Annotated in this window: 20 protein-coding genes and 2 pseudogenes; 12 read left to right on the top strand and 10 right to left on the bottom strand. The window is 71.1% G+C overall.

What is annotated here, in order from left to right; translation table 11 throughout:
• Window positions 1–568 precede the first annotated feature (568 nt).
• Window positions 569–874 (bottom strand): hypothetical protein, encoded by a 306-nt coding sequence (locus IE239_RS38360; protein ID WP_190154077.1) that lies wholly within the window; start codon window positions 872–874, stop codon window positions 569–571.
• Between the two features lie 260 nt (window positions 875–1134).
• Between IE239_RS38360 and IE239_RS38355 the strand changes: the two genes are divergently transcribed.
• Window positions 1135–2046, top strand: a complete 912-nt coding sequence (locus IE239_RS38355) for a S41 family peptidase (protein WP_229878680.1) — start codon at window positions 1135–1137, stop codon at window positions 2044–2046.
• Here IE239_RS38355 and IE239_RS42735 read toward each other — a convergent pair.
• The 3 genes and pseudogenes from IE239_RS42735 to IE239_RS38340 all read right to left on the bottom strand — a co-directional run.
• Window positions 1950–2378 (bottom strand): hypothetical protein, encoded by a 429-nt coding sequence (locus IE239_RS42735; protein ID WP_229878678.1) that lies wholly within the window; start codon window positions 2376–2378, stop codon window positions 1950–1952. The genes IE239_RS38355 and IE239_RS42735 overlap by 97 nt on opposite strands.
• A 72-nt stretch (window positions 2379–2450) precedes the next feature.
• Window positions 2451–3008 carry a telomere-protecting terminal protein Tpg gene (tpg, locus tag IE239_RS38345; RefSeq protein WP_190154075.1) on the bottom strand — a complete coding sequence of 186 codons (558 nt, stop codon included), beginning with the start codon at window positions 3006–3008 and terminating at the stop codon, window positions 2451–2453.
• A gap of 14 nt (window positions 3009–3022) precedes the next feature.
• A pseudogene (locus IE239_RS38340) lies at window positions 3023–4281 on the bottom strand (DUF8841 domain-containing protein); the annotation flags it as partial.
• Window positions 4282–4294: 13 nt separating this feature from the next.
• Between IE239_RS38340 and IE239_RS38335 the strand changes: the two are divergent.
• The 3 genes from IE239_RS38335 to IE239_RS38325 are packed head-to-tail and all read left to right on the top strand — an operon-like array spanning window position 4295 to window position 6094.
• Window positions 4295–5458 (top strand): helicase associated domain-containing protein, encoded by a 1164-nt coding sequence (locus IE239_RS38335; protein WP_229878676.1) that lies wholly within the window; start codon window positions 4295–4297, stop codon window positions 5456–5458.
• Window positions 5459–5477: 19 nt separating this feature from the next.
• The gene (locus tag IE239_RS38330) at window positions 5478–5717 is read left to right on the top strand and encodes a hypothetical protein (protein WP_190154074.1); all 240 of its coding nucleotides are present in this window, start codon (window positions 5478–5480) and stop codon (window positions 5715–5717) included.
• On the top strand, window positions 5717–6094 hold the full coding sequence (locus tag IE239_RS38325; RefSeq protein ID WP_190154073.1) for a fic family toxin-antitoxin system, toxin component: 378 nt from the start codon (window positions 5717–5719) through the stop codon (window positions 6092–6094). Before IE239_RS38330 ends, IE239_RS38325 begins: the two co-directional genes overlap by 1 nt.
• A gap of 73 nt (window positions 6095–6167) precedes the next feature.
• Here IE239_RS38325 and IE239_RS38320 read toward each other — a convergent pair whose 3' ends face one another.
• The 3 genes from IE239_RS38320 to IE239_RS38310 all read right to left on the bottom strand — a co-directional run bounded on the left by IE239_RS38320 (window position 6168) and on the right by IE239_RS38310 (window position 10863).
• Window positions 6168–7484, bottom strand: coding sequence for a WD40 repeat domain-containing protein (locus IE239_RS38320; protein ID WP_190154072.1), 1317 nt, complete (start codon window positions 7482–7484; stop codon window positions 6168–6170).
• A 507-nt stretch (window positions 7485–7991) separates the two neighbouring features.
• Window positions 7992–8792 (bottom strand): maleylpyruvate isomerase family mycothiol-dependent enzyme, encoded by an 801-nt coding sequence (locus tag IE239_RS38315; RefSeq protein ID WP_190154071.1) that lies wholly within the window; start codon window positions 8790–8792, stop codon window positions 7992–7994.
• 790 nt (window positions 8793–9582) lie between these two features.
• Window positions 9583–10863 carry an FAD-dependent monooxygenase gene (locus IE239_RS38310; protein WP_229878675.1) on the bottom strand — a complete coding sequence of 427 codons (1281 nt, stop codon included), beginning with the start codon at window positions 10861–10863 and terminating at the stop codon, window positions 9583–9585.
• Between the two features lie 495 nt (window positions 10864–11358).
• On the opposite strand from IE239_RS38310, the pseudogene IE239_RS38305 reads away from it, so the two are divergent.
• A pseudogene (locus IE239_RS38305) lies at window positions 11359–12077 on the top strand (IS6 family transposase).
• Between the two features lie 102 nt (window positions 12078–12179).
• Window positions 12180–12575 carry a hypothetical protein gene (locus IE239_RS43195; protein ID WP_190154070.1) on the top strand — a complete coding sequence of 132 codons (396 nt, stop codon included), beginning with the start codon at window positions 12180–12182 and terminating at the stop codon, window positions 12573–12575.
• A gap of 212 nt (window positions 12576–12787) precedes the next feature.
• On the opposite strand, the gene IE239_RS38295 is transcribed toward IE239_RS43195, so the two are convergent.
• Window positions 12788–13741, bottom strand: coding sequence for a ScbA/BarX family gamma-butyrolactone biosynthesis protein (locus IE239_RS38295; RefSeq protein ID WP_190154069.1), 954 nt, complete (start codon window positions 13739–13741; stop codon window positions 12788–12790).
• Window positions 13742–14022: 281 nt separating this feature from the next.
• Here IE239_RS38295 and IE239_RS38290 point away from each other — a divergent pair, with 281 nt between their 5' ends.
• From IE239_RS38290 to IE239_RS38270, 5 genes are all read left to right on the top strand, one after another.
• Window positions 14023–14691: a ScbR family autoregulator-binding transcription factor gene (locus IE239_RS38290; RefSeq protein WP_229878674.1), complete on the top strand. Its 669-nt coding sequence runs from the start codon at window positions 14023–14025 to the stop codon at window positions 14689–14691.
• A 163-nt stretch (window positions 14692–14854) separates the two neighbouring features.
• The gene (locus IE239_RS38285) at window positions 14855–15565 is read left to right on the top strand and encodes an HAD family hydrolase (protein ID WP_190154067.1); all 711 of its coding nucleotides are present in this window, start codon (window positions 14855–14857) and stop codon (window positions 15563–15565) included.
• 94 nt (window positions 15566–15659) lie between these two features.
• Window positions 15660–16433 carry an SDR family NAD(P)-dependent oxidoreductase gene (locus IE239_RS38280; RefSeq protein WP_190154066.1) on the top strand — a complete coding sequence of 258 codons (774 nt, stop codon included), beginning with the start codon at window positions 15660–15662 and terminating at the stop codon, window positions 16431–16433.
• 161 nt (window positions 16434–16594) lie between these two features.
• Window positions 16595–17194 (top strand): TetR family transcriptional regulator, encoded by a 600-nt coding sequence (locus tag IE239_RS38275; RefSeq protein ID WP_190154065.1) that lies wholly within the window; start codon window positions 16595–16597, stop codon window positions 17192–17194.
• Between the two features lie 226 nt (window positions 17195–17420).
• Window positions 17421–18341, top strand: coding sequence for a LysR family transcriptional regulator (locus tag IE239_RS38270; RefSeq protein ID WP_190154064.1), 921 nt, complete (start codon window positions 17421–17423; stop codon window positions 18339–18341).
• Between the two features lie 249 nt (window positions 18342–18590).
• Here the strand turns inward: IE239_RS38270 and IE239_RS38265 are convergent, their stop codons facing one another.
• Both IE239_RS38265 and IE239_RS38260 read right to left on the bottom strand, forming a co-directional pair.
• Window positions 18591–20144 (bottom strand): amino acid adenylation domain-containing protein, encoded by a 1554-nt coding sequence (locus IE239_RS38265; protein WP_190154063.1) that lies wholly within the window; start codon window positions 20142–20144, stop codon window positions 18591–18593.
• A gap of 425 nt (window positions 20145–20569) precedes the next feature.
• Window positions 20570–21916 carry an MFS transporter gene (locus IE239_RS38260; protein WP_190154062.1) on the bottom strand — a complete coding sequence of 449 codons (1347 nt, stop codon included), beginning with the start codon at window positions 21914–21916 and terminating at the stop codon, window positions 20570–20572.
• A 144-nt stretch (window positions 21917–22060) separates the two neighbouring features.
• Between IE239_RS38260 and IE239_RS38255 the strand changes: the two genes are divergently transcribed.
• A complete protein-coding gene (locus tag IE239_RS38255; protein WP_190154061.1) occupies window positions 22061–22633 on the top strand; it encodes a CGNR zinc finger domain-containing protein in 573 nt (190 codons plus the stop codon).
• Window positions 22634–22710: the final 77 nt, after the last annotated feature.

Below are 22710 nucleotides of genomic sequence, written 5' to 3'. Positions count from 1 at the left end.
GTGAAGGAGATCCGGTCGGGATCGACCTCACCTTGTTCGGCTGCGTGGACTTTGAGAGCGCATAGTGCCTGGTAGACGGTGAGGAGTGCGTAGATCTGTTCGGATTCACCGGCCGCGACGGCACCACCGGGCCCGGTGACACCACCCCCCGGATCATGAACAACAAGGGGGGAAGTCATGCCGGACCCGAAGGCCGGAGGCCCCATTTCGGAGCCACGAAGACGGTAACGGGGGCCGCGGACCACCGTGGCCACCCGGCCGGTCAACGGACGCGTTCGGTTGGTCCTGCGCCACCGGGCCCGGGTCGGCGCGGTGATCACCCTCGACCCAGCCCGGGCCGCACCCCGGACGAGGAGGGGCCCGTCGTGTCCGTGCGCGCCCAGTTCCTCCGTGGCCTTGCCGGCGGCCAGACCGCCCCTGACGATCACTGGCATCTACACATGCCACACGTTGCATCCCGTCCCAGTTGGTGTGGCACACACGGTGAACCGTGCGGCGGGGGCGCGCGGATGACCGGGCGACGGGCCCGGTTGCGGCAGTGCGGCGGGGGTTCTTGCGGTGCGGCGTCTCACCGGCGGTCGCGCAGCGTCACTGCCGGCAGCTCCGACTCCTCGTACCCAGGGAGCGGGGCGAACCCGTGCGCTGCCAGCTCGCGGGTCAGCCGGGCCGGCGTCGCGGGCCACATCCAGAACGTCTCGGTGTGTTCCCGCAGCACGTCCTCGGCGGCCCTGACCCAGTAGTCGGCGCGGTTCCGGATGCGATCGCCGGCGGCCGACATCGTCATGCGCCCGCCGTAAACGTGCTCGCCGACCCGCCTGTCCGCCAGCAGGCGCACGACGGTGCGGGCGGGGAGCCGGGCCGGCGGCAGCTGCACGAACAGCGAGCCGCCGGGGGTAAGTGCCTGTTTCTGAACTGACCTGCCACCAGTGCGAGTTGCTCGGCAGCCTAAGGTTGCTCCTGATTGCAGAGTTGGGGGTATGGATGAGGCGGGGACGGTTGCTGCGTGGGGCTGCCTGCGCTGGGCTGGTGAGTGTTCTTGTTGCGGGGACGGGATGCACGGATCGTTCGGAGGGGGCACAAGGGCCAGGTATGTCGGCCGCTGCCCGGTCATACCTGTCGAAGGTGCTGGACATCATGGAGAAGAATGCGCTCCTCCGTCATCAGGTCGAGTGGACAGAGGTACGCCGCCAGGCCTTCTCGCAGGCCCGGGCCGCGCAGAAACCGTCAGACACCTACGACGCGATCCGCTCCGCCCTTCGGACAGCCGGCCACGGGCACAGTTCCTTCTTCGAACCCAAGCAGGTCAAAGAGGTGATCGAGGCTCCGCCCGACTCATCCTTCCAAGGGCCGGAGGCTCGCTCGCTGGGGGAGCACGTGGCCTACGTGTCACTCCCTGCAGTACAGGGATCTGACGCGGCGTACCAGCGGTATGTACGGCAAGGCCGTGAGGCGGTGGCGAAAGCTGACCGCCCGGGGGCGTGCGGCTGGGTCGTGGACCTGCGCCGTAACCACGGTGGGAGTATGTGGCCCATGCTCGCCGTCGCGGGTCCGATTCTGGGGGACGGCAAGGTCGGCATGTTCGTGGATCCCGACGGCAAGACGTACCCGTGGACGATCCAGAACGGCAGCCCGCGTGAGAACGGCAGACCCTTCGACTGGGGAGACAGTGCTCCCGTGGCTAACCCTCACGCCCCGGTCGCGGTCCTGACCGACGGGGTAACGGCCAGCGCGGCTGAGGCGGTGGCGGTCGCCTTCCGGGGGCGGCCGCAGACCCGGTCCTTCGGCGAGGACACGTACGGCGTCCCCACCGGGAACAAGAACCGTCGCCTTTCCGATGGTGCCGTGCTGGGCCTCACAGAGGTCAAGGACGCCGACCGTACCGGCCGTAACTACGATGCGCCGATCTCTCCTGACGAGGAGATCCCCACCATGAAACTGAGGAGCGGAGCTCACGCGGACCAAGTTCTGCAGGCAGCGAAGAACTGGCTGAGCAAGAGCGCCCGGGGCTGCGGTTCGGGCCGGTCCGGGCCGAGGCCAGGACCATGACCTTGAGAATGATCAGTCCCCACCGCGCCCGCCGCCCGCCACCGCCCCTGCGGGAGGGCGGCCTCCCGCCCGATGCTGATCTTGGGATCATCCACGGTGAAGGCAGGCAACGCGCGCGCCAGCACCGCCGGTTCGACCCCGCACAGTTCGGCGAGCACGGCCCGCCCGGCTTCGTTGAGCACGAGGTCCGCATCGGCCCGCACACCGCCGCCGTCCAACCGGGCGGTGGAGTTGCGGCACGTCCACAGCCGCAGCACCCCCGCGGCCGGCAGGCCACAGCGGTCCGCGGCCCGGCTGATCAGCGACGAGGTCAGCTCCCCGGCCAGCGGCACGGTCCTTAACGCTCCTGCTGTCACAGCTCTCCCCGACGCCCTTTCTGCTTCCGGCTCCAGCGCCCTGACCGCCTACAGCTCAAACTGCAGGTCGACGATGTCCTTGAGTTCCACTTCGAGGCCGTGGGCACGGCGGCCGCCGTCGCGGAAGTACACCTCGCCCAAGGCCTCGGCCGCGACCTGGCGGAGGTCGTCCTCGTCGACCCCGGCCTCCTGGGCTTGAAGGAGGCGGGCGGCGTGGCGGGGCGGCAGGGCGAGGGTGAGGTGACGCACGCGGGCCTGGTCGGTGCTGCCGACGGCGGCGGTGTAGCCGAACCTCGCCTGCACATCGATCAGGATGCCGCTCGTGGTGGCCGCGGCCTCCTTCGCCCTGGCCCTGATCTGCGGCTGCCAGCGCGTGCGCACCTCGCGCTCGAGGCACTCAGCGAGGTGCGGCCGAGGCTGTTTGATCTGGTTGTTCACATACCGCTCGACCGTGCGCTGACTGATGCCGAGCAGCTCCGCCACGCGCCGGGTGCTGCGCTGGTGCTGCCGGACCAGGTAACGCATCTGCGCCCCCGCGGACTTGGGAACGGGACGCGTGAACGCCCCCTGCACTGCCTTGTCGAGTTCTTCCGCGACCGTGACCATCGCCTGTAACGCTCCTACTCTCCGGTGTCCTTGGCGGTGACCTCGCCGGTCTTGATGTAGCGGGCGAGGTTGGCTACATGGCCGTCGCCGGCGAGCTGCTCGAGCACGTCGGCGCCCCACAGCACGCTCTGGGTGCCCTCGTGCTTGACCATCCCCGGCGACACCCCCAGCCGGAAACTGCCCGGCACGGTCTTGCCGTCGCTGTCGTAGGGCAGGACGTCCAGCGGGCTGGGTCCGTCGGCGGCATAGACGGCGCAGTCGGAGAGGACCGCGACCGGGTAACGGCCGGTGGCCGCCGCGAGGTTGAGCATCTTGCGGTGCATGTTGATGCGGGCCCGGGAGATGACGGTGGCGCGGATGTCCGGGCGCCACGTCGGCCGGGCGAGCGCGGGCCAGGCCTGCCCTGGCTTCCAGCCGCCGCCGCGCGCCTTCTCCTGCAGCTTGCCGATGCCGCCCTTGACGGTCATCCCTCGCACGGCGCGGGGTCCACCGGCTCCGTACCCAGCGAGCCGGGCCGGTGCTCGCGGTGCCGCCTGCCGTCGGCGTCCGGCTCGCTCGCGCGGGTCGGCGGGCTGAGCGCCGTCATCAGCTGCAGCCCCGTCACCGCGGTGGAGCCGACCGGCGTCATCACCCGGGCCGCGTACACCCCCAGCACCCGGGCCAGCTCCGGCGGCGGAAGCTGCGCGGCATGGCCCCAGGCACGGCCCTCCAGGGCCCGCCAGGAGGGGATGCACAGCTGTACGCACTGACGGCGGCTGCCCTGGGCGGGGCGGTAGATCCGCGCCCACGGCCCCAGCCCGCGCTTGGTCAGCTGCCAGTCGGCGCGCTCGAGCTGCCTGATGACCTTGTGCCCCTCCGGCAGCCGCCCGGCGAGCCGCTCGGAATCCGACAGGGCAGCGGGCAGCCCGTAGCGTTCACACGCGGCCTCGGTGAGCACCAGCAGCGGGTCGGCGTCCTTGCCCGAACCGTGCAGCCTCTCCGCCCCCAGCCGCGCCTCGGTGAGCGTCCACTCCACCAGCGCGGGCAGCGACTTGGCGGGCACATCCACGATCAGACCGCCGACGCCGTAGCCGGTCACCCGCCGGTCGGAGTCGGCGTCGAGGACGAGCAGCGGACCGTGCGCGTACGCACCCCCGGACACCGCAGTGCCCGCGGGGGCGGCTTTCTTCATGCCCGGGCGGCGTGAGGTCTGCGGCGCCCGGGCGGCGTGCGGACGTGCCACGGCGGCCGGTGCGGCAGCAGTCGCCGGGGGAGCGGGCGGGGCCTTTTCGGCATCCACGCTGGGGGTGTCGACGCCCTCGGCGATCAGACGGGACCCCGTCTACGTCCCGCCCGGCGCCGACGGCGAGAACATCCTCGGCACCGCCTACGAACCCGTCTGGGCGATCGCCTGCGCGCTGGCCAGCCACGACCACCGCATCCTGGAGCGCCTGCCCGACAAGGCCAACCGCCTCCCCAGAGAGACCAGCGACGTCATCGAACGCCGCTGGCACTTCGACTTCACCGTCCACCCCGAACGCATCGCCCGCGCCATGGACCTGGCCTCCTTCGACCCCCGCGAGGCGGCCGTTTCCCGCACCCGACGCCTCGGGCTTGCCGCCGCCCAGTCCTACCGCGACGAACACGGCCACCTCGACGTCCCCACCGACTACACCGACCCCACCGGCTACACGCTGGGCACCTTCATCACCACCATGCGCGACGCCGCGAAAGCCGGCCGCCTTGAGCCGGACTGGACCGCCGAACTCGACGCACTCGGCATGATCTGGGACAAGCGCGACGCCGCCTGGCGCGCCCGCCTTGCTGCCGCCGCCCACTACCTGCGCACCCACGGCCACCTCGCCGCACCCGCCACGACCGCCGTCGGAGCCTGGCTCGCCGAACAACGCCACCACGCGGCCAAGAACACGCTCGATCAGGCCCGCGCTGATGCCCTGACCGCACTGGCTGCGGACTGGCGCCTGCCCCACGGCGCGGACTGGCACCGCAAATACCACCTGCTGCGCGCCCACCTCGCCGACGGAAGCGACCCGGGCGCGCTCACCCGCGGCACTCTGCTGGCCGGGGTGAAGATCGGCTCCTGGCTGCACCGCCAGTTCACCACCTGGCCTGCTCTGCACCCCGGCCAGCAGCAGCTGATGACCTCGCTCGGTCTTACCCCCGAGAGCAACCCGCTGGCCCCTGCCCGCCCCGCCCGCCGCACCTTCGAGCAGATCGTGCAGCTCCTGGAGCTCTTCCTTCACCGCGAGGGCCGCGCTCCCGCCGCCCGTGAGACGATTCGCGTCGACGGCGACACGGTCAAGATCGGGGCCTGGCTCGCCAAGGCCCGCACCAAGCACCGTGCAAGGCAGCTTGACGCGGGTCACGAGCGCTTGGTCGCCGCCCTCTTCGACGGGGACTGGACGGACGGGGCCGTCGCTCCTGCTGTGGCCGCCCCCACAGCGTGGTAACGACTGTTACCATGCTGGTATGGCGAAGACACAGCTGGGCGCGCGGGTGGATGAGGACGTTGCGGAACTCGCGAAGAAGCGCGCCGCCGACCTGGGATTGAGCATCGGGGACTACCTCGCCAGGCTTGTGCAGGATGATGCCAGCGGCCTGCGAGCCCGTGCGGTGGACGCGGCCGCCCGCTTCCTGGCCGAACACCAGACGGTCTTCGACGAGGCCGAGCAGGCCCAGCAGGCGCCTCGGGGAGCACGCGCAGCCTGATGGACCTGCACATCGACGTTCCCTGGATCCTGCAGGTCGCCGAGGCCGCCGGGGTCAACGATCCGGCCCCCGACGACTATGGCGTTCCCGTCTCGGCGGTCGCCCGCCACCGGGCTGAACTGTTCGAGCAGCCTGTCTACGACGGCCCCTACGCCCAAGCCGCCGCCCTGGTGCACACGCTGGGCCGGTGCCGCTGGCTGGAGCGCTCCAACATGGCCGTCGCCGCCGCCACGGGCGTCATGTACCTCGAAGCCGCCGGGATCCCCGTCAAACCCGCCCGCGAGGACGCTGTCGCCCTCAAGGACCTGCTCCTCGACCCCGCCTGCACCGCCGGGGAGATCGCTGCTCTGCTGCGGACGTGGCCCACAGCCACCTGACGCCCGCAGGCCCGGCGCCACTGCTTGGGCGCCGGGCCGGGCACCAGGCGGCGGGGGCCCAGGCAGATAGACGTCAGCCGGTGATGTCGAGGGTGGCGGTGGCTGTCGTCGGCGAATGGTCCGCGTCGCCGTGGTGGGTGACCGTGTAGGTAATAGTCCCCGCGGTCCTGGGCCGGTCGGTGAAGCGGAACGTGCCGTCCGCTGCGACGGTCCGGGTGACCGGCCTGGCACCGTCCCGCGACACGGCGACGGTCGTGCCCTCAGGGTAGGGAAGAACCGAAGTCAGGGTGCCACGCACGGTGAGCCGTTTGCCGGCCGTGCCCGTCGCCGGGACATCCAGCGTGAGTTCGCCCGCGGCCTTGTCGGCGTCGCGGATGATCTCGAATATCACCTCTGAGCCGTATGTGAACCGCAGGGCGAACAACCTGGTTCCGTCCGGGGACCAGGCCAGCCCGCGGCTCAGCAGGTCGCGGTACGGGGAGTTGAGGGTCACGGTGCGTACCGGGGTCGTGGAGCCGGGCCGGTAGAGGTAGACGTCGTGGTCCCCGCCGGCCACGCAGCCCGCTGCGACGGCGCCGTTCGGGGCGACGGCCACGGCGTTGGGGTACGGACCGGTGTCGTACCGGCCGGTCTCGGTGAGGTCGGACAGCCGGAACTTCTGGTGGTAGTACGGCGAACCCGTGGCCGTGATGACGCTCTGCCCGTCCGGCGTGATGGCCATGTCCTCGATGTCGCCGCCCGGACCGGGATTGTGGGCGACCTCCCGGGTCTGTCCGGAGCTGACGTCGTACACCCGCATCTCGCCCGGCGAAGCCGCGGTCTCACCGGCCACGAGCAGACCGGGGGCGGCCGTGGAAGATGCGAGCATCGGCTTGCCGTACCAGGTCCACTCGGGCAGCGCACCAGGGTCGACCACCGGCTCGGGGTCGGCGACGGTGATAGATCCGATGCCGCCGTCGGCGTTGTCGCCGTGGGAGAACCACAGCCTGCCGCCCGCCACGGCCAGGCTCTCAGGGTCAGTGCCCGCTCCCGTCGCGAAGCGGCGTGTCTCCTGCAGCGTGGCCGTGTCGACGGCGGCGACGGCGTCCGCGTCCGGGAGAGCGACGTACAGGGTGCTCTCGTCGGGGGACAGGGCGATGGCCCGGGCGCCGTCGAGCTGCTCGATCGTCTTCACGACCTGGCCGTCGAAGTCGACGGCGACGACGGCGTCGCTGCCCGGCGCGCTGACGTAGACGCGCTCGTGGCGGCCGTCGGTGATGGTCTGCCAGTGCGAGGCGATGGGCAGGACGATGCCGCCGTCCGCAAGCGCCGTGCCCGTGCCCGTGACCACGGTCAGTGATGCGGCGACGGTGATGAGGGCCGTTCCCCCCACGATTCTGCGTGTGCGCATGTGCGCTCAGCTCCCTCGGTCGGCCCGCCGCCAACGACGGCGGGCGGGCCAACTCTAAGGCTGGGCACGGGATTTGAGGTTTGGATTATTCGCGGCAGGTTGGCGGAGTGCGACGAAAAGGCTGCGGGACAAGCTTGGTGAGGAAGTCGCGAGAGTGGCCGACGTGGACCCCACTCCCGCGTTGCCGTAGGAATGCGACAACAGGGCCTCCTGGAACGCACGTTGGCTTCGACGCCCTTCGAGCTACCAAGAGTCCCTGCTCTCATGCACGGCAGCCGCCGCAGTCACCCGATCGACTGACTTCTCGACGAGATCGGGACGACGGCAGTCGCGTCGCTTCTCGTGATCGTTGGGACGGACAAATTCGCACTGCCCTCCAGGTAGACGGTCGGCTTGGTGACGCCCCGAGGCCGCCTCGTGGGTTTGAGCCCGGTGTCGCGACTGACGAACCTGGCGAAGAGTCGTGTCCTACCGGCTCGAGGCGCGGCCAACCGCCCCCGCTACGTCCTACTTCTCCTCCGGCTCCCAGGCGCGGAGCAGGTCGAGCAGCCCTGCGTCTCCGTCAACGTGCAAGGAGTCGGCCTGGATCCGGTCGTACAGGTAGAGGACCAGCTCACTGGCCGTGCCGTGGACGGAGGCGCCGGCTGCGTCCGAGTCCTCGCCGGTCGCGGCGGTGGGCGTGGGGATGCGGGTGGTGCGTGCGCCGTCGCCGTCGACGGTGAGGCGCCAGGAGCGGCCCTCGGCGGCGTGGAAGTCGAAGGCCGTGGGCTTGTGCGGCCAGGCACTCGGCGTTGCGCAGACGGTGAACAGGAACTCCTCCACACCGTCGAGTGCCAGCTCGACCGGCAGCGGCTGCGGGGCGCCCCCGGCGAGCTGGGCGTCGTAGGTGTGCACCGCGGTCTCCTGGACCCGGTGCCGGGCGGTGCCGCCGGCGGTCTGCGGTGACTGCGACGCGGGCCACCACGTCCAGCAACCGCTCTCCGGTCCCGCCGCGCGCAGAGCGCCCAGCAGAAGCTGCGTCGACGCGTCCAGCCAGGCCAGCAGGGCCTCACGCTCCTGCGGCACTTCCAGCGCGGCGCGCGCGGCGACGGCCTCGGCCGGGGGCGCGTCGGTGGGCCCCGCGCCGACGATGGCGGCCCAGAAGCGGTCTCCCCCGCCCAGGTGCTTCACCAGATCGGACAGCGTCCACCCAGGGCAGGTCGGCACCTGTGCGTCGAGACCGGGCGCGGCGGCGACCACGGCGCGGAAGGCGGTCGACCGTTCATCGATCAGTCGCAACAGGTCGGGGAACTCAAGATTCTCTTCCACGCCGGATGTCTATCACCGTGCTCCGGTGATCGGACAGCGATTTTCACAGTCACCGCCGGTTGGCCATTGCGGACGTCCTCGCCTCTCACCGCTCGGGTGACAAGCTGCGCACTGCTGCGAGGACGCTGGTGGTGGCGGTACGCCAGGCGTCGTGCCTGTGGGCGCTCTGGCCTCGCCGCGCGGCCTGGCATCTCGGCGACGTGACGTCCACCCGGTGCGCGCGGTCATGCTGCCGCTCGATGTGATGGACGCGGAGGTCACGACGGCGGGGGAGGACCGGTCGGGTTGGGAGTTCAGGTGACTCCCGTTCGACCAGCACTCCTCAGGTTCGGAACAACAACAGTCACTCACGACGTGTCGGACGCTGGAGTCTCACGCCCGAGTCGTCTGCTCGACCGTCCGTGCTGAGCGGTTCGGGCTGTCGATCCGCTGATGTCCGTTCTCATCCATCGTGTCAGGGAGCCATGTCGGCGAGCTGCGCACTGACAACTGCCTTGAGACAAGACGGGCGCGCGATCCGGCTGGGGATCAATGGGCTTGGACATCACGGGGTCGATGTCCCAAGGGTCTTGTCAGCTCCGGTGAGCGCCGACCAGGCAAGTGACAGAACCACAGAGATCCCGCGCGGTGGAATCTCATCGATCTTGTCAGTCTTCCGAGCCGACACCGCCTCATCGGAACGTGGCCTGACCGCCGAACCGGCGCTCCAACGCGCACCATGCGGCATGAGCGGAGGTCGTCCGGCGGTGTCCTACCGAAGCGTGGTCCCTCTCGACACGTTATGTGACACCTACGGCTTGGCCGACGAGGTGATCGGCGATCCGGCCGGGGCTGCGGAGTCCGGCACCCCCGTGTAGTCGGGCAGCTCGACGCCGTTGATCGCGCGTCCGACCAGCTCGGTGAACCATTCGCTGGCGAAATCAGGGCGCGGCTCGGCGTCTGGCCCGGGGACGTCGCGGCTGCGGGCGTTCAACCGGCCGATCTCCTGGTTGGCCTCGACGAACGAGCGCATCCGCGCCTCGTAGCGGGCGAACCCGGCGTCGGGGTCCCATCCGGCAGCGGCCAGCTCTCCGGCCAGCAGGTAGGCACCGACCAGGGCCAGCCCGGTGCCCTGCCCGGACATCGGCGACGAGCTGAACGCCGCGTCCCCGAGCAGCCCCACCCGTCCACTCGACCAGCGGTCCATCACCACCTGGGCGACCTGGTCGAGGTAGAAGTCTGGAGTGTCGTCCAGGCGCGCGAGGATGTCCGGGGCCAGCCAGCCCAGGCCCGCCATCCGCTCCCGCAGCAGGACCTTCTGGGCCGCGACGTCACGGTGGTCGACGTCGAAGTCGGCCGAGGCAGCGTAGAACATGGCCATCGCCCGGGTGGCGTCCTGGATGGGCCGCAGGAGGGCGGAGCGCCCGGACTCCTGGTCCTGGTACTCCAGCAGCCAGCGGTCCAGCCCGAACTCGTTGGGCACACTGTAGAAGGCCAGCACGTGCCCGAGGTGGCGGAGGAACCGCTCATGCGGCCCGAAGACCATCGCTCGCAGCTCCGAGTGCAGCCCGTCTGCCCCGACCACCAAGTCGAAGCGCCGCCGGTTGCCGCCCGCGAAGACCACGTCGACCCCGTCCGCGTCCTGGGCGAGCTCGGCGATTCGGTCGCCGAAGACGTACTCGACGCCGTCGCGGGTGTCGTCGTAGAGCACCTGGGACAGGTCCCCGCGCAGGATCTCGATGTCCGCGATGAACCCGTCGCCACCGTCGTCGTCGGCACGGAAGGTCTCCAGCACCTGCCCGTCCGCGTCCACGGTATGCGCGCCGGCGGTGCCGGTGCACGCCGCGCGCACCGCCGCGTCCAGCCCCATGCGCCCGATGACCTCCTTGGCGACCCCGCGCGCGTCCACCGCCTGCCCGCCGGGACGCAGCTTGGGAGCCCGCTCCACCACGGTCACCTCAGCCCCCCGCCGGCGCAGCCAGTGGGCCAGCGCGGGTCCCGCGATGCTCGCTCCCGCCACCAACACCCTGGGGCCGCTCACCCGCGTCCCAGTCCGGATGGTGTGCTCCTGCTCGGAGTCGTCGACGCTCATCGCATCCTCCATCTGCTTCCTCCCACGCTGGAACGTCCCCAGCACAGGCCCACCGCTGTCGGTGTATCCAGCCGTATCGACCACGGATCCGCACAAAACTCATCGGTCACGGCAGACATTGATGAGAAACGCCAACTCCGTTGAGACTCGCATCAACCCAAACTGGTGTAAACCAGGCGATCAGCCCGTCAGGTAGGCCGCCGCCTGAGAATTCGCCAAATCTGCGCGCAACACAGTGAGACGCTGAAAGGACCAGTGAGAACGGACAGCTGACCTGGGCAATCTCACGGCCGATGTCGCATCCGATATCGATCCGACATCGGCCGTGAGATTCCGACACGGAATCTGAGATCCCACAAGGGCTGTAGGATCTCGCCGCCCCGTGGCATAGCTTGGTGCTGTGACCTGCGACTTCACTGGTTGTCTCATGGGCACTGTCACGTTGGCCGACTGGTGGGATGATCTTCTGGTTGATCAGGCGGGGAGGGGGCGTCGGTGGGGAGCGCGTCGCCGTCGTACAAGGGTCACCGGTACCCGGTCGAGGTGATCTCCCACTGTGTGTGGCTGTACCACCGCTTCCCGCTCAGCTTCCGAGAGGTCGAGGAGCTCATGCTCGAGCGCGGGGTCGTCGTCTCCTACGAGACGGTGCGCCGCTGGTACGGCAAGTTCGGGCAGACCTACGCGGGCGCGCTGCGCCGCCGGCAGCCTCGGCCTGGTGACAAGTGGCACCTGGACGAAGTTTCATCAAGATCAACGGCGTGCAGCGGTACCTGTGGCGGGCCGTCGACCAGGACGGCAACGTCCTGGACATCCTTTTGCAGAACCGCCGGGACAAGGCCGCGGCCAGGCGCTTCTTCCGCAGACTGTTGAAGAAGACCGGCGCGGTGCCGCGGGTGATCGTCACTGACAAGCTCCGCTCCTACGGCGCCGCCCACCACGAGGTCATGCCCTGCGTCGAGCACCGGCAGTCGAGGTACCTGAACAACCGGGCGGAGAACAGCCATCAGCCCACCAGGCAACGTGAACGGGCGATGAAAGGCTTCCGCTCGGTGGGCGGAGCACAACGGTTCCTCTCCGCGTTCAGCGGTATCTCGCCCCACTTCCGCCCCCGCCGCCATCTGATGACCGCTGGCGCCCACCGAGCCGAGATGACCGTCCGCTTCGCAATCTGGGAGCAGATAACCGGCGTCGCCGGCCTCGCCACCGCGGCCTGAGCACAGCCCGGAACCGGCCTCTGCCACGTCGTGACGCACCATCAGACACCTACGCACCCAGCAACGTGACAGCGCCTGCTCAAGAGCTACTACGCCTACGGCATGCGCCGTCGGGAAAGCGTGCATCTCGACGTCGCCGACCTGCGGCGCAACCCGAAGGCACCGCAGTATGGGCGCCACGGGGCGGTGTTCGTCCGGTACGGGAAGTCCTCGAAGGGCAGCCAGCCCGAGCGCCGCACCATCTTCACGGTCCCGGAGATGGACTGGACCGTCGATGTCCTGGACCACTACCTGGCTGAGGTCCGCCCCCGATTCGGTGCGTGGTCTGCTGGTCTTGCTCCTTGCTCCTTGCTCTTTGCTGTGGTGGCGGGGGTCGTCTACGGCCTGCGGGCTCACTGCGGCAGCAGCATGCTCCAGACGGCGATCTGGCAGGGAGTCAGGGTGACGGCCTCCGCGGCCGCCCTCGGACAGGCGTTCCTGGTCCTGTACGGCATGTGAACCCGCTCAGGCAAAGCGCCGGTTGAGGTCTCACGGGGGTGCCTCAACCTCACGGAGGAGGGGCTCGGCAGCCTGATCCCCGAGCCCCTCCTGGAGCCTGTTCGCGCTTGGTGGTGTGTGTGCCGTTGTGGGTCGGCCGGCTGTGGTGGTGGCGCGTGATGTGTCCGGGCGTGGCATGTCGCTCTGGTCGGTCGTCCTGGGGGGTCTGGTGGTCAGGGTGAGGTCAGTGCGACGGTGGCGGTGAAGGCGGGGGTGTCGTTCTGCAGGGCTTGGACGTGGATGAGGCGGTGGGTGTCTGCGGGGTTCCCGGCCGGTGTGCGGTCGATCCAGCAGGGGGCGTCGAACTCGACGTAGTGGTTGAACACGGCGTCGAGGCCGGTCGCGAGTCCTGGCAGTGGGTGGGCCGCTGCGTGGGCGCTCTGGCGGGCGGCTTCGAGCAGCAGCATGCCTGGGACGTGGTCGGCCGGGTGGTCGAAGAGGACGGGGTGGGAGAAGTCGGTGCGCAGTTGGGCGCGGGTGGGAGTCGGGCAGGGGGAGGGGTCGGTGGGCACGGCGGGGGACAGGACCACGTCGCGGGTGCGGGTGCGGGCGACGCGGGCCGGTGCCGTGGCGGGGGCGAGCGGGACGGCGTGCTGTGCGGCCTGTGCGGCGTCGGCGTGGGGGCCCCGCAGGCGCGGATACACGGCGGGGGAGAGGTTGCAGAACCTCGTCTCCGCCACGCCCAGCGGACGGCCGTCGATGTACAGGTCGACCTGCATGCGCAGTGAGGCCAGCCGGCCGGTGCGGCGGACTGTCTCGGAGCAGGTGACGTGCATGTCGATGTCCGCGTCGTTCCCGGTGAACGTCAGGGCGACGGGGTCGACTTCGTAGCGCAGGCTGTTCCATGACTGGCGATGGCCGAAGGGGACTGCGTAGGCGACGTGGCTGAGCAGTGGCACGCTCTGGCGGACCGACTCGGCGACGAGCAGCGGGTCGTGGAAGCCGCCCTTCGGCCCGTAGAAGGGGTGCCGCGACGGCCACCGGGCGGTGACGTGGAAGCGGTCGGGTCCGGCCGGGGACAGCCCGGTCAGCAGGACCTCCGACGCGGCGGCCTTGTGCACGTACTCGCGGGGAACGGAGGTGGCCGACGGACGCTCTATGACGCGCGTCGAGGCAGTCACGGTCATGTTGATCCCCCCCAGGGATGTGGTTGACCTCGTGGTGCGGTGAACGTGTCCGCACAATATAAAGAGCGCTCGTTTTGTTTTCCTGCCAAACGCGGGTAAATATGATGTCATGAGTAGGTCAAGGGTGCTGCCGCGAGGATGGACGAAACGGATGTTTTCCGGCTGGCTGGCTTGAGTCTTCCTCGACATCTGGCAGTTCGGGAGCTGGGGCCGATACCGTAAAGAGTGTTCGGTTTCGCAAGGAGGTACTGGTGGTTCGTCAACCCAGGCAGGAACGGGGAGTGCAGACTCGGAGGCAGTTGCTCCGGGCGGCGGCAGAGGTGTTCGACGAGTCCGGTTTCGCCGGGGCGAGCATCAAGGACATCCTTCAGCAGGCCGAACTCACGGCCGGGGCGCTGTACTTCCACTTCGAGTCGAAGGAGGCGCTGGCCCGCGCGGTCATGAACGCGCAGCCCGATTCGATAGTCCCGTGGCTGGAGTCGGAGGGGCTGCAGCGGCTCGTCGACATCACACTGGTCTGGTCCCAGCAGCTGAGGACGGACCCGCTGCTGCGGGCGGGCGTACGGCTCACCACCGAGCAGGGTGCGTTCGGCCTGCGGGACGTCAAGCCCTACCGCGACTGGGGCGCGATCATGGCCGACTGTCTGCGTGTCGCGGGCGGTAAGGGCGAGCTGCAGGCGGGCGTCGACCCGGAGGAACTCGCGGAGTTCGTCGTCGAGGCGTGTACGGGCATGCAGACCTACTCCGCCGTGGCGAGCGAGGAGCGGGCGGACCTGGGCGACCGGGTCGTACGGATGTGGCGGCTGCTGCTTCCGGGCGTTGCCGTGCCGACCGTCATCGCCCACACCGAAGTGAGTGAGGCGCGCGCGAAGGAGCTGTTGCGGGCCGCCTCCTGTGCCGCGGCCTGCGCTTCGGCGGGCTCCCGGGAGGGCGGCGGCGCGCAGGACTGACCGGGGACGCGGACAGCGCACGGCTGACAGCGGTTCGGCCGGCCGCGCGTGAACGACCGGGAGCGCCGTCCGGCGCGGCATGCACCGTGCCGGCCGCGCCGGACGGCGCCGGCGGGCGGGCGCAGTGAAACAGCGTGAAAGATCCATCCACAGGGGAGAAGACATGGTTCACGGTCTGAGACATCTGCGCCTGTGCGCGGTCAACATCGACGGCGTCATGCTCGGCGACTCCTTCAGCCCGGTCATCCACCACTTCCTGGTGAGCCGTGGCTGCGCCTACACCGCCGAGGTCGAGCGGAGCATCTTCTCCCGGCCGCGTGCGGTCGCGGGCCGGCTGCTCGCCGAGGCGGTCGGCGAGGCGGTCGGCGTGCCCATGACCGGCGAGGAGGCGCTCGAGGCGTACTTCGAGGAGCGTGCGCGCCATGTGGCCGCGTATCCGGTGCGGGTGAACGACGGGGGGATCGAGCTGGTCCGCGGGCTCCGGCGGCTGGGTCTTCGCACGGTCTGCTACGGAGGTCTCGACGAGAGCCACTTCGACGCGTTCCTCGGTGAGCACGCCGGCCTGTTCGACGGCCCCGGCTACATCTGCACCGACGCGTTCCGGCCGGGTCTGCACGAGATCGCCACCGAGTACTTCGGTCTCAAGCACGACCAGGTGCTCGTGATCGACGATGTCGCGACGGTCGCCGAGACGGCCAGGTCGCTGGGGATGCCCTTCATCGGTCACCCCAGCCATTTCGAGCACAGCTTCCAGCGGCGGCTGATGCGCGAGGCGGGCGTCCGGTACCTGGTCGACTCGTTGCACGCCGTGGACGAGGAACTGCTGCGCTCGGTCGACGCCGAGGCCGCCGCCGGCACGGTGTGGCCGCTCTGAGCGGTCTTCGCCGCGGGAGGGACCGGCGGGTCGGCCGGTGCGGGATGCCCGGCATGTGACGACGCGACACAGATGTGACAGAGGGGGAGTAGCCGTGGGAGACGAGCACAAGCTGCTGAGCGGCAAGGTGGCCATGATCACCGGGGCGTCGAGCGGGATCGGCGCGGCCGCCGCCCGGCTGTTCGCCGACGAGGGGGCGGCGGTCGTCCTCATGGCCCGCCGTGCGGAGCGGCTGGCCGAGCTGGTGGAGAGCATCCGCGGCGGCGGCGGGCGGGCCGCGGCCGTGGCGGGTGACGTGAGGGTGGCGGGTGACGTGGCCCGCGCAGTGGGGACGGCGGTGGACACGTTCGGCAAGCTGGACGCGGCCTTCAACAACGCCGGGTACGGCACGGCGGGAGTCCCGCTCCACGAGATGGACGCGCAGACGTACGACCGGACCATGGACGTCAATGTGCGGGGGGTGTGGAACTGCCTGTTCCACCAGATACCGGCGATGCTCGACTCCGGCTCCGGCGGGGCCGTGGTGAACACCTCCAGCGTCGCGGGTCTGAAGGCCACCGGAGCCTCGGCCGCGTACGTCGCCTCGAAGCACGCGGTGATCGGCCTGACGCGGGCGGCGGCCTACGACTACGGCCGGCGGGGCGTCCGCGTCAACGCGCTCGTCGTGGGCGCCACCCGGTCCGAGATGATGGACGGCGTCATCGCGCAGCTGCCGGAGCTGGAGGAGGTCTTCCTCTCCGACTCGCTGCAGCGCAGGATGTCGCGGCCCGACGAGGTGGCGCAGGCCGCGGCTTGGCTGTGCAGCGACCGTTCGTCGTTCGTCACGGGTTCCGCCATGGCGGTCGACGGCGGTTCGACCGCCGTGTAGCGCGCGGGCGCCTCGCGGCGGCACTCGCATGACCTCCCCCTGGAGTCGTACCGGCGTTGTCTCCCAGCAAAGCATAGAGAACGATCGTTTTGCTAAATTGGCATCGCGGACGGCCGGGGGTCGCTCCCGGCCGTCCGGCCGTGACCAGGAGGAGGAGATGCATGAGGCAGCAGGAGCGGGCGCTGCGCACGCGCGCCCGGATCGTCCGGGCGGCGGCGCTGGAGATGGACAGGCTGGGCTACGAGGGGGCGCGGCTGTCCCGGGTCTCTCAGGCCGCGGACGCCTCCATGGGGGCTGTGACCTTTCATTTCCCGACCAAGAAGGCGCTGGCCGAGGCGGTGCGGGAAGAGGGCGTGGCGAGTGTCGCCGCTGTGGTGGACCGGACGGTGTCGGCCGGCGCCTCGCGGCTGAGCGCCGTGGTCGACCTGACCGTCGCGCTCGCGTCCCTGCTGGAGCAGGACGTCGCCGCCCGGGCGGCCGCGCGGGTCGCCCGGGAGCAGCCGGACGTGATGGAACAGTGGTCGGGCTCCTGGCTGCCGACCGTGCTCGACCTGCTCGGCCGTGCCCGGGCGGATGGTCAGCTGCGGCCGGAGCACCGTCCGGAGACGCTCGCCGCCCTGATCGTGTACCTGCTCGCCGGCGCGGAGTCGGAGATCCGTACGGGCGGTGGCGCGCCGATGGGCGGTACCGGGAGCGTCGCCGACCGGCTGGAGCAGATCTGGCGGCTGGTCCTGCGCGGCGCCGCGACCGGGAAGCTCTGAGCCCTCCCCGGTCCCCGGATGCGGTAGCTGCCCTTCCGCACTAGAAAAACATAGCGAACGTTCTGTACGTTACGTGGTGTCGTCGGCATCGGCGCGGTGCGGCGTGCCCGCGGCATCAGATCAGCTACCAGACACGACACGGAGCAGATGGAGGATGGGCGTGATTCGATTCCGGATACGGGTCCGCGCACTCGCCGCGTTCGGCGCGGTGGACGGGAGCTGACGGATGAACATCAAGCACCTCAGCGCGTTCCTGACGGTCGCGGACTCCCGCAGTTTCACGCAGGCGGCCCGTATCCTCGGACTGGCCCAGCCGACCGTGACCGCCCGGATCAAGTCCCTGGAACAGGCGCTGGACACGCCGCTGCTGCTGCGTACGGCCTCCGGAGCCAGCCTCACCCCGGCCGGTCGACGGCTGCACCGCTACGCGCGCCGCATCGTGCAGCTGAGCGAGCTGGCCCAGCAGTCCGTGTGCGGCCCCGCCGACGTCCCGGACGCACTGGTGATCGGGGCCGCCGAATGCATTGTCACGTACCGCCTGGTCCCGCTCATCGAGTACCTGCACCTGCGGCACCGGCAGCTCGACCTGTCGCTGCGGGCGCTGGACGGTGACCCGGTGCGGCTGGTGCGGGAGGAGCAGATCGACTGCGCGTTCTTCATCGGCCCGCGCACGGCGGCCGCCGACGTGAACCATCTCGTGCTGCGCCCGGAGAGCCTGAGCATGGTGGCGCACCCCGCACACCCGCTGGCCGGCCGGCCGGTCCGCTCCACCGCCGACCTCGCCCCCCACACGGTGGCCTGCGCCAACCGGGAGAGCGGATACCAGCGGGGCCTGGAGAGGGCGCTGGTCGAGGCGGGCGCCGTCGCCCGCGGGATCCTCGTCCTCGGCTCGGTCGACGCGGTCAAGCGCAGCGTGGGCGAGGGCATCGGCATGGCGCTGCTGCCCACCGTCGCGGTCGCCGAGGAGCTGCGGCTCGGGCTGTTGCGGCGCCTGGACTGGCGGCCGCCCTTCACCGTGTACTCGCAGTGCGTCTGGCGCCGCGGCCTCGATGACGACCCGGTGTTCCACACGGTGCTCGGCACGGCCCGGCAGGTGCTGGCCGAGTCGGACACGGCCGCCGGGCCGGCGCTGCAAGCGGTCTGCTGACCGTGCGGACGCGGTCGGCCGCCCGTGCGGGGGAGTCGCGCCCCGGGAGGCCGCGCGCGGACGATCCGGCGCGCGCCGCGCGCGGGCGGGCAGTGCGGGGACGGAACGCGCGGAACGCCGGTAGACGGCGCGCGTCACCGGGCGGCGCACGCCGCACCGGGGACACCGGTACGGCGTGCGCTTCCACGCGCCGGCGGCCGGGGTCCCGTGCGGGGAGCCCGGCCGCCGGCGCCGTGGCGGGGGAGCGGATCAGGCCGCGGCCGGGGCGGACAGCAAGGTGGTCAGCGCCCCGCGGTCGACCTTGCCGTTCGCATTGAGCGGCAGCGCGTCCAGCGCGGTGAGGACGGTCGGCACCATGTAGGCGGGCAGCCGCTCGCGCAGGCCGTCGAGGAGGGCCTCGGTGTCCCGGGCGGAGCCGGTGTAGACGGCCGCGAGCTCGATGTCGCCGTCCGGGCCGTGCAGGGCGACCACGGCGGCCTCCGTCACGCCGGTCTGCGCCAGCAGGGCGGACTCGATCTCGCCGAGTTCCACCCGGTAGCCGCGGATCTTGAGCTGGTGGTCCAGACGGCCGAGGTGGACGAGCGCCCCGTCGAGGGTGGTGACCCGGTCGCCCGTGCGGTACCAGTGTGCGGCGGTCAGCGGCTGCGAACCGTCGTACGGGACGGCCCGCTCGCCGTCGAAGGACAGGAACCGGCCGATGTCGTGGGCCGGGTCCAGATAGCCGGGGAAGCGCTGCGAGCCGCGCACGCACAGTTCGCCGTCGAGGGCCGGGCGGCCGTCCTCGCCGATGACGAGGTGCTCCTGACCGGGGTAGGGCGTCCCGATGGGCACCGTGCCGTTGGCCGGGCGGGGCCAGTCGTCGGCGCCGGTCGGCAGCCGGAACTCCGTCCACGTCACGGTCATCTCGGTCGGGCCGTAGATGTTCTCCAGGACGGAGTGGGGGGCCGCGGCCTGCCAGGCCCGCGCGTGGCTCAGCATCAGGGCCTCGCCGCAGAACAGGCTCCAGCGCAGCGTCGGCATGGCGCCGGGCTTCAGTGCGCGCAGCCGCCGGGCGATGGACGCCACCGACGGGACGGAGTTCCAGTGCGTGATGCCGTGCCGGTTGACGAACCGCACCGGCGAGAGCAGGTCCTCCTTGCCGGGCACGACGAGGGTGGCGCCGCCGCCCCAGGCGCCGAACATGTCGTAGACCGACGGGTCGAAGGTCAGATCGAAGGTCTGGGAGACGCGGGCGCCCGGACCCAGCTCGTAGCGCGCGATGACGTGGCTCAGATAGGCCGAGACGTTGCGGTGGGCGATGGGCACGCCCTTGGGCCGTCCCGTCGACCCGGAGGTGAACAGGATGTACGCGAGGTCGTCGGGTCCGGCCGTGGACGCCGGGAGTTCGGGCACCGGGCCGCTGCGCAGCGCCCGCATCCGCTCGGCCGACAGCACGACGACCGGGACGGGCAGGCCGGCGTGGCCCGGCGCGCCCTCCTCGGCGATCACGAGGTCCAGGCCGGCGTCGCGGGCGATCGTGGCGTTGCGGGCGGGAGGGAACGCCGGGTTGAGCGGGACGACGGCGGCGCCGAGCCGCTGGGCGGCGAGGTAGCCCGCGTAGGCGGCCGTGCTGCGGGCCGCCAGCAGGCCCACCCGCGAGGGGACGCCGCCGTGTGCGGCGAGGAGTTGGGCCGCCAGCCGGTGGGCGGTGGCGTCGAGTTCGGCGTACGTCAGGTGCTCCCCGGCGACCTCGAGTGCGGTCCGTTCGCCGTGCCCGGCTGCGGAGGCCGCGAACCAGTCGTACATGGTCCAGGTGGCGTTCATGATGTCCGGTCCTCTTCCGTGACGCGTCGCATGACGCCGGAACAGCTCTCGGCTTCGCGACAAGAAAATGGAAAGTTTTGTCGAGGGCGTAGCCGGAACGATATGTGCGAGTGCCCGGAACGGCGCAAGGGTGCGTCCTTCCCTTTCCGCGCGACCATAGATATTCTGAATTCCGCATGTGTCGCGGGCGGCCGTCCGCGAGGAGTATTCGCGGTGCTCTCCTCTTCACCGGCAGGCGTTTTCCCTCGTGCCGGCGAGGGCCCATGGCATCGCCGCCCGCGCGGTGGCGGGCGGCCGTGCCCACGAAGGCGCTGCAGGCCGGGGGAGTGGCCTCTGCGGGGTGTGCCCGGCTCGCCCGGCCTCTGCGGGGTGTCCCGTTTCCCGCGGGCGCGCCTTCCGTCCAGGAGGGCGCGGTGGGAGGCCCGCTAATCGCCGTACGCCTCCGCCAGGGCGGGACGGGTCAGGACTCGCAGGAAGGGGACGACGGCCACGGCCACGGACGCGGCGAAGACCCAGAAGGCGAGCCGCAGGCCGAGCCATTGGGCGAGCAGGCCCATGGCGCCGGCTCCGATGGGCATGGCGCCCCAGCTGAAGAGGCGGCTCACGGCGGTGTAGCGGCCGAGCATGGAGTCGGGGACGAGGCGCTGGCCGATGGTGCGGGCGTTCACCGTCCACAGGGTGCCGCCCATGCCGCCGACGAAGGCGGCGGCGGCGACCGCCCAGAGGTCGGTGGTCAGCGCGGGCACGGCCATCATCGCGAAGGTGCCGACCAGGTCGGCGAACATCACCCAGCGGCGTCCGAGGGTCCGGTTCACCCGGGTCACGGCGAGGGCGCCGGTGAGGCCGCCGATGCCCAGCGCGCTCAGGAGCGTCCCGTACTGGCGGGGGCTGAGCTGCATCACGTCGGTGGCGAACAGCGGCATGAGCGCCAGCCAGGCCCCCCAGCAGGCGCACAGGACCGTCAGGATGAGGGACATGGTGCGCAGCAGCGTGTGCTGCCACAGGTAGCGCAGTCCGCCGGTGATCTGCCGGTTGACGCTCTCGGCGGCGCCGGCGCCGGCCTGCGAGGTGTCCCGGGCGGCGCGGAACCGGCCGGCGAGCAGGAGCAGGACCAGGGCGGCCACCAGGTAGGACACCCAGGTCACGCCGAGGGCGAAGCCGGTGCCCGCCGCGAGCAGGAGGCCGCCGACGAAGGGGCCGCAGAACTCGTTGCAGACCGTCTCGGCCCCGGCGATCCAGGCGTTCACCCGCTCGCGGCCCTCCGGTGCGATCAGGGCCGGGATCAGGGCCGACGCCGAGGTCAGCGCGATGACCTCGGCCACGCCGAGGACCGCGCCCACGACGCAGAGCACGGCGATGCTGACGCGGTCGGCCAGAGCGGCCTCGATGAGCGCGCCGAGCGCGAGCAGCCGCAGCGCGTTCGCCCCCCACAGCAGGCGCCGGCGGTCGACGCGGTCGACCAGGACGCCGACGTGCAGGGCCACCAGCAGCCAGGGCAGCGAAAGGGTGAGCGACACCGCCGATATCTGGGCCGGGGAGGCGGAGGCGCGGGTGGCCAGCAACGGCAGGGCGATCTTGGTGACGCCGTCCGCGAGGTTGGTGACCGCGGTGAAGGCGAGGAGGACGGCGGCGTTGCGGCTGCCGTGCCGCGCGGTGGGCTCCCCGGCGCGCTGGACGGCGGGGTCCGCCGCGGACCGCGCGGGGGCTTCCACCCGGGTGTCCGCGACCGCCGCCACCGGGGCCTTCGCGGTCTGGACGGCTTGGTCGCTCATCACTTCCCCTAACCGGCTATCGCCTTCAGTGGTTATTCCCGACGGGGCAGAGTCTGACACGTCCGCAACCATGTCCGCTACCCGGTGAAGCCGTTAGCCGGTTAGACCGGGGGGTATGCTGGACTCTCTGCGAGGAGATGACCCATGTCCGAAGCCCCGGCTTCCGCCCAGCTGATCGAGGCCTTCGCCAACACCGTCGACGTGGAGCTCGGCACCGACGAGCTGGCCACGCCGGGCGCGCTGTCCGCCTGGCTCGCCGACCGCTCGCTGCTCGACCGCGAACGCCGGATCGGCGCCGAGGACCACGCCCTGTGCCTGCGCCTGCGCACCGGCATCCGGGAGGAACTGGGCGTCAACGTCGGCGACACCGCCGACGCGGCGCTCCTCGCCGGAGCCGACGAGGCCCTGCGGGAGCTGCCCGTACTGATCACGGTCCGCGGCGCCTGCCGTGACGGCGGTGTCCTGTCCCCCGCGGCGGACCTGACGCCGGTCAGGAAGGCTCTGGCCGGCCTCGCGATCGCATGGAGCGAACTGGTCGTCACCGGCGAGGCCGTCCGGCTCAAGCGCTGCGCCGAGCACGCCTGCGCCTGGGTCTTCTGGGACGTGTCCAAGAACCGCAGCCGCCGCTGGTGCTCGATGCGCGTGTGCGGCAACCGTGCCAAGGCCCGCCGGCACTCCGCGAAGCAGGCCGCCGTGGCGGCGGACCGGCAGCCCTGACGGCACCACCGGCACGCACCCCCCGCCCGGCCGCACCGGATCCGCCGCACCCGCGGCCGTCGAGCGGTCGCACGCGG

Source organism: Streptomyces humidus, assembly GCF_014649655.1.
GTDB classification, from domain to species: Bacteria; Actinomycetota; Actinomycetes; order Streptomycetales; family Streptomycetaceae; genus Streptomyces; species Streptomyces humidus.
Note: the sequence above shows the minus strand (reverse complement) of the source record. Positions and strands in the feature narration are given on the sequence as shown.

What these genes read in the sequence shown, in the direction of transcription:
- IE239_RS38355 (WP_229878680.1), top strand. Translation starts at nt 1,135, where the DNA reads ATGGAGAAGAATGCGCTCCTCCGTCATCAGGTCGAGTGGACAGAGGTA.
- tpg (WP_190154075.1), bottom strand. Translation starts at nt 3,008, where the DNA reads ATGGTCACGGTCGCGGAAGAACTCGACAAGGCAGTGCAGGGGGCGTTC.
- IE239_RS38330 (WP_190154074.1), top strand. Translation starts at nt 5,478, where the DNA reads ATGGCGAAGACACAGCTGGGCGCGCGGGTGGATGAGGACGTTGCGGAA.
- IE239_RS38325 (WP_190154073.1), top strand. Translation starts at nt 5,717, where the DNA reads ATGGACCTGCACATCGACGTTCCCTGGATCCTGCAGGTCGCCGAGGCC.
- IE239_RS38320 (WP_190154072.1), bottom strand. Translation starts at nt 7,484, where the DNA reads ATGCGCACACGCAGAATCGTGGGGGGAACGGCCCTCATCACCGTCGCC.
- IE239_RS38310 (WP_229878675.1), bottom strand. Translation starts at nt 10,863, where the DNA reads ATGAGCGTCGACGACTCCGAGCAGGAGCACACCATCCGGACTGGGACG.
- IE239_RS43195 (WP_190154070.1), top strand. Translation starts at nt 12,180, where the DNA reads ATGCGCCGTCGGGAAAGCGTGCATCTCGACGTCGCCGACCTGCGGCGC.
- IE239_RS38295 (WP_190154069.1), bottom strand. Translation starts at nt 13,741, where the DNA reads ATGACCGTGACTGCCTCGACGCGCGTCATAGAGCGTCCGTCGGCCACC.
- IE239_RS38285 (WP_190154067.1), top strand. Translation starts at nt 14,855, where the DNA reads ATGGTTCACGGTCTGAGACATCTGCGCCTGTGCGCGGTCAACATCGAC.
- IE239_RS38275 (WP_190154065.1), top strand. Translation starts at nt 16,595, where the DNA reads ATGAGGCAGCAGGAGCGGGCGCTGCGCACGCGCGCCCGGATCGTCCGG.
- IE239_RS38270 (WP_190154064.1), top strand. Translation starts at nt 17,421, where the DNA reads ATGAACATCAAGCACCTCAGCGCGTTCCTGACGGTCGCGGACTCCCGC.
- IE239_RS38265 (WP_190154063.1), bottom strand. Translation starts at nt 20,144, where the DNA reads ATGAACGCCACCTGGACCATGTACGACTGGTTCGCGGCCTCCGCAGCC.
- IE239_RS38260 (WP_190154062.1), bottom strand. Translation starts at nt 21,916, where the DNA reads ATGAGCGACCAAGCCGTCCAGACCGCGAAGGCCCCGGTGGCGGCGGTC.
- IE239_RS38255 (WP_190154061.1), top strand. Translation starts at nt 22,061, where the DNA reads ATGTCCGAAGCCCCGGCTTCCGCCCAGCTGATCGAGGCCTTCGCCAAC.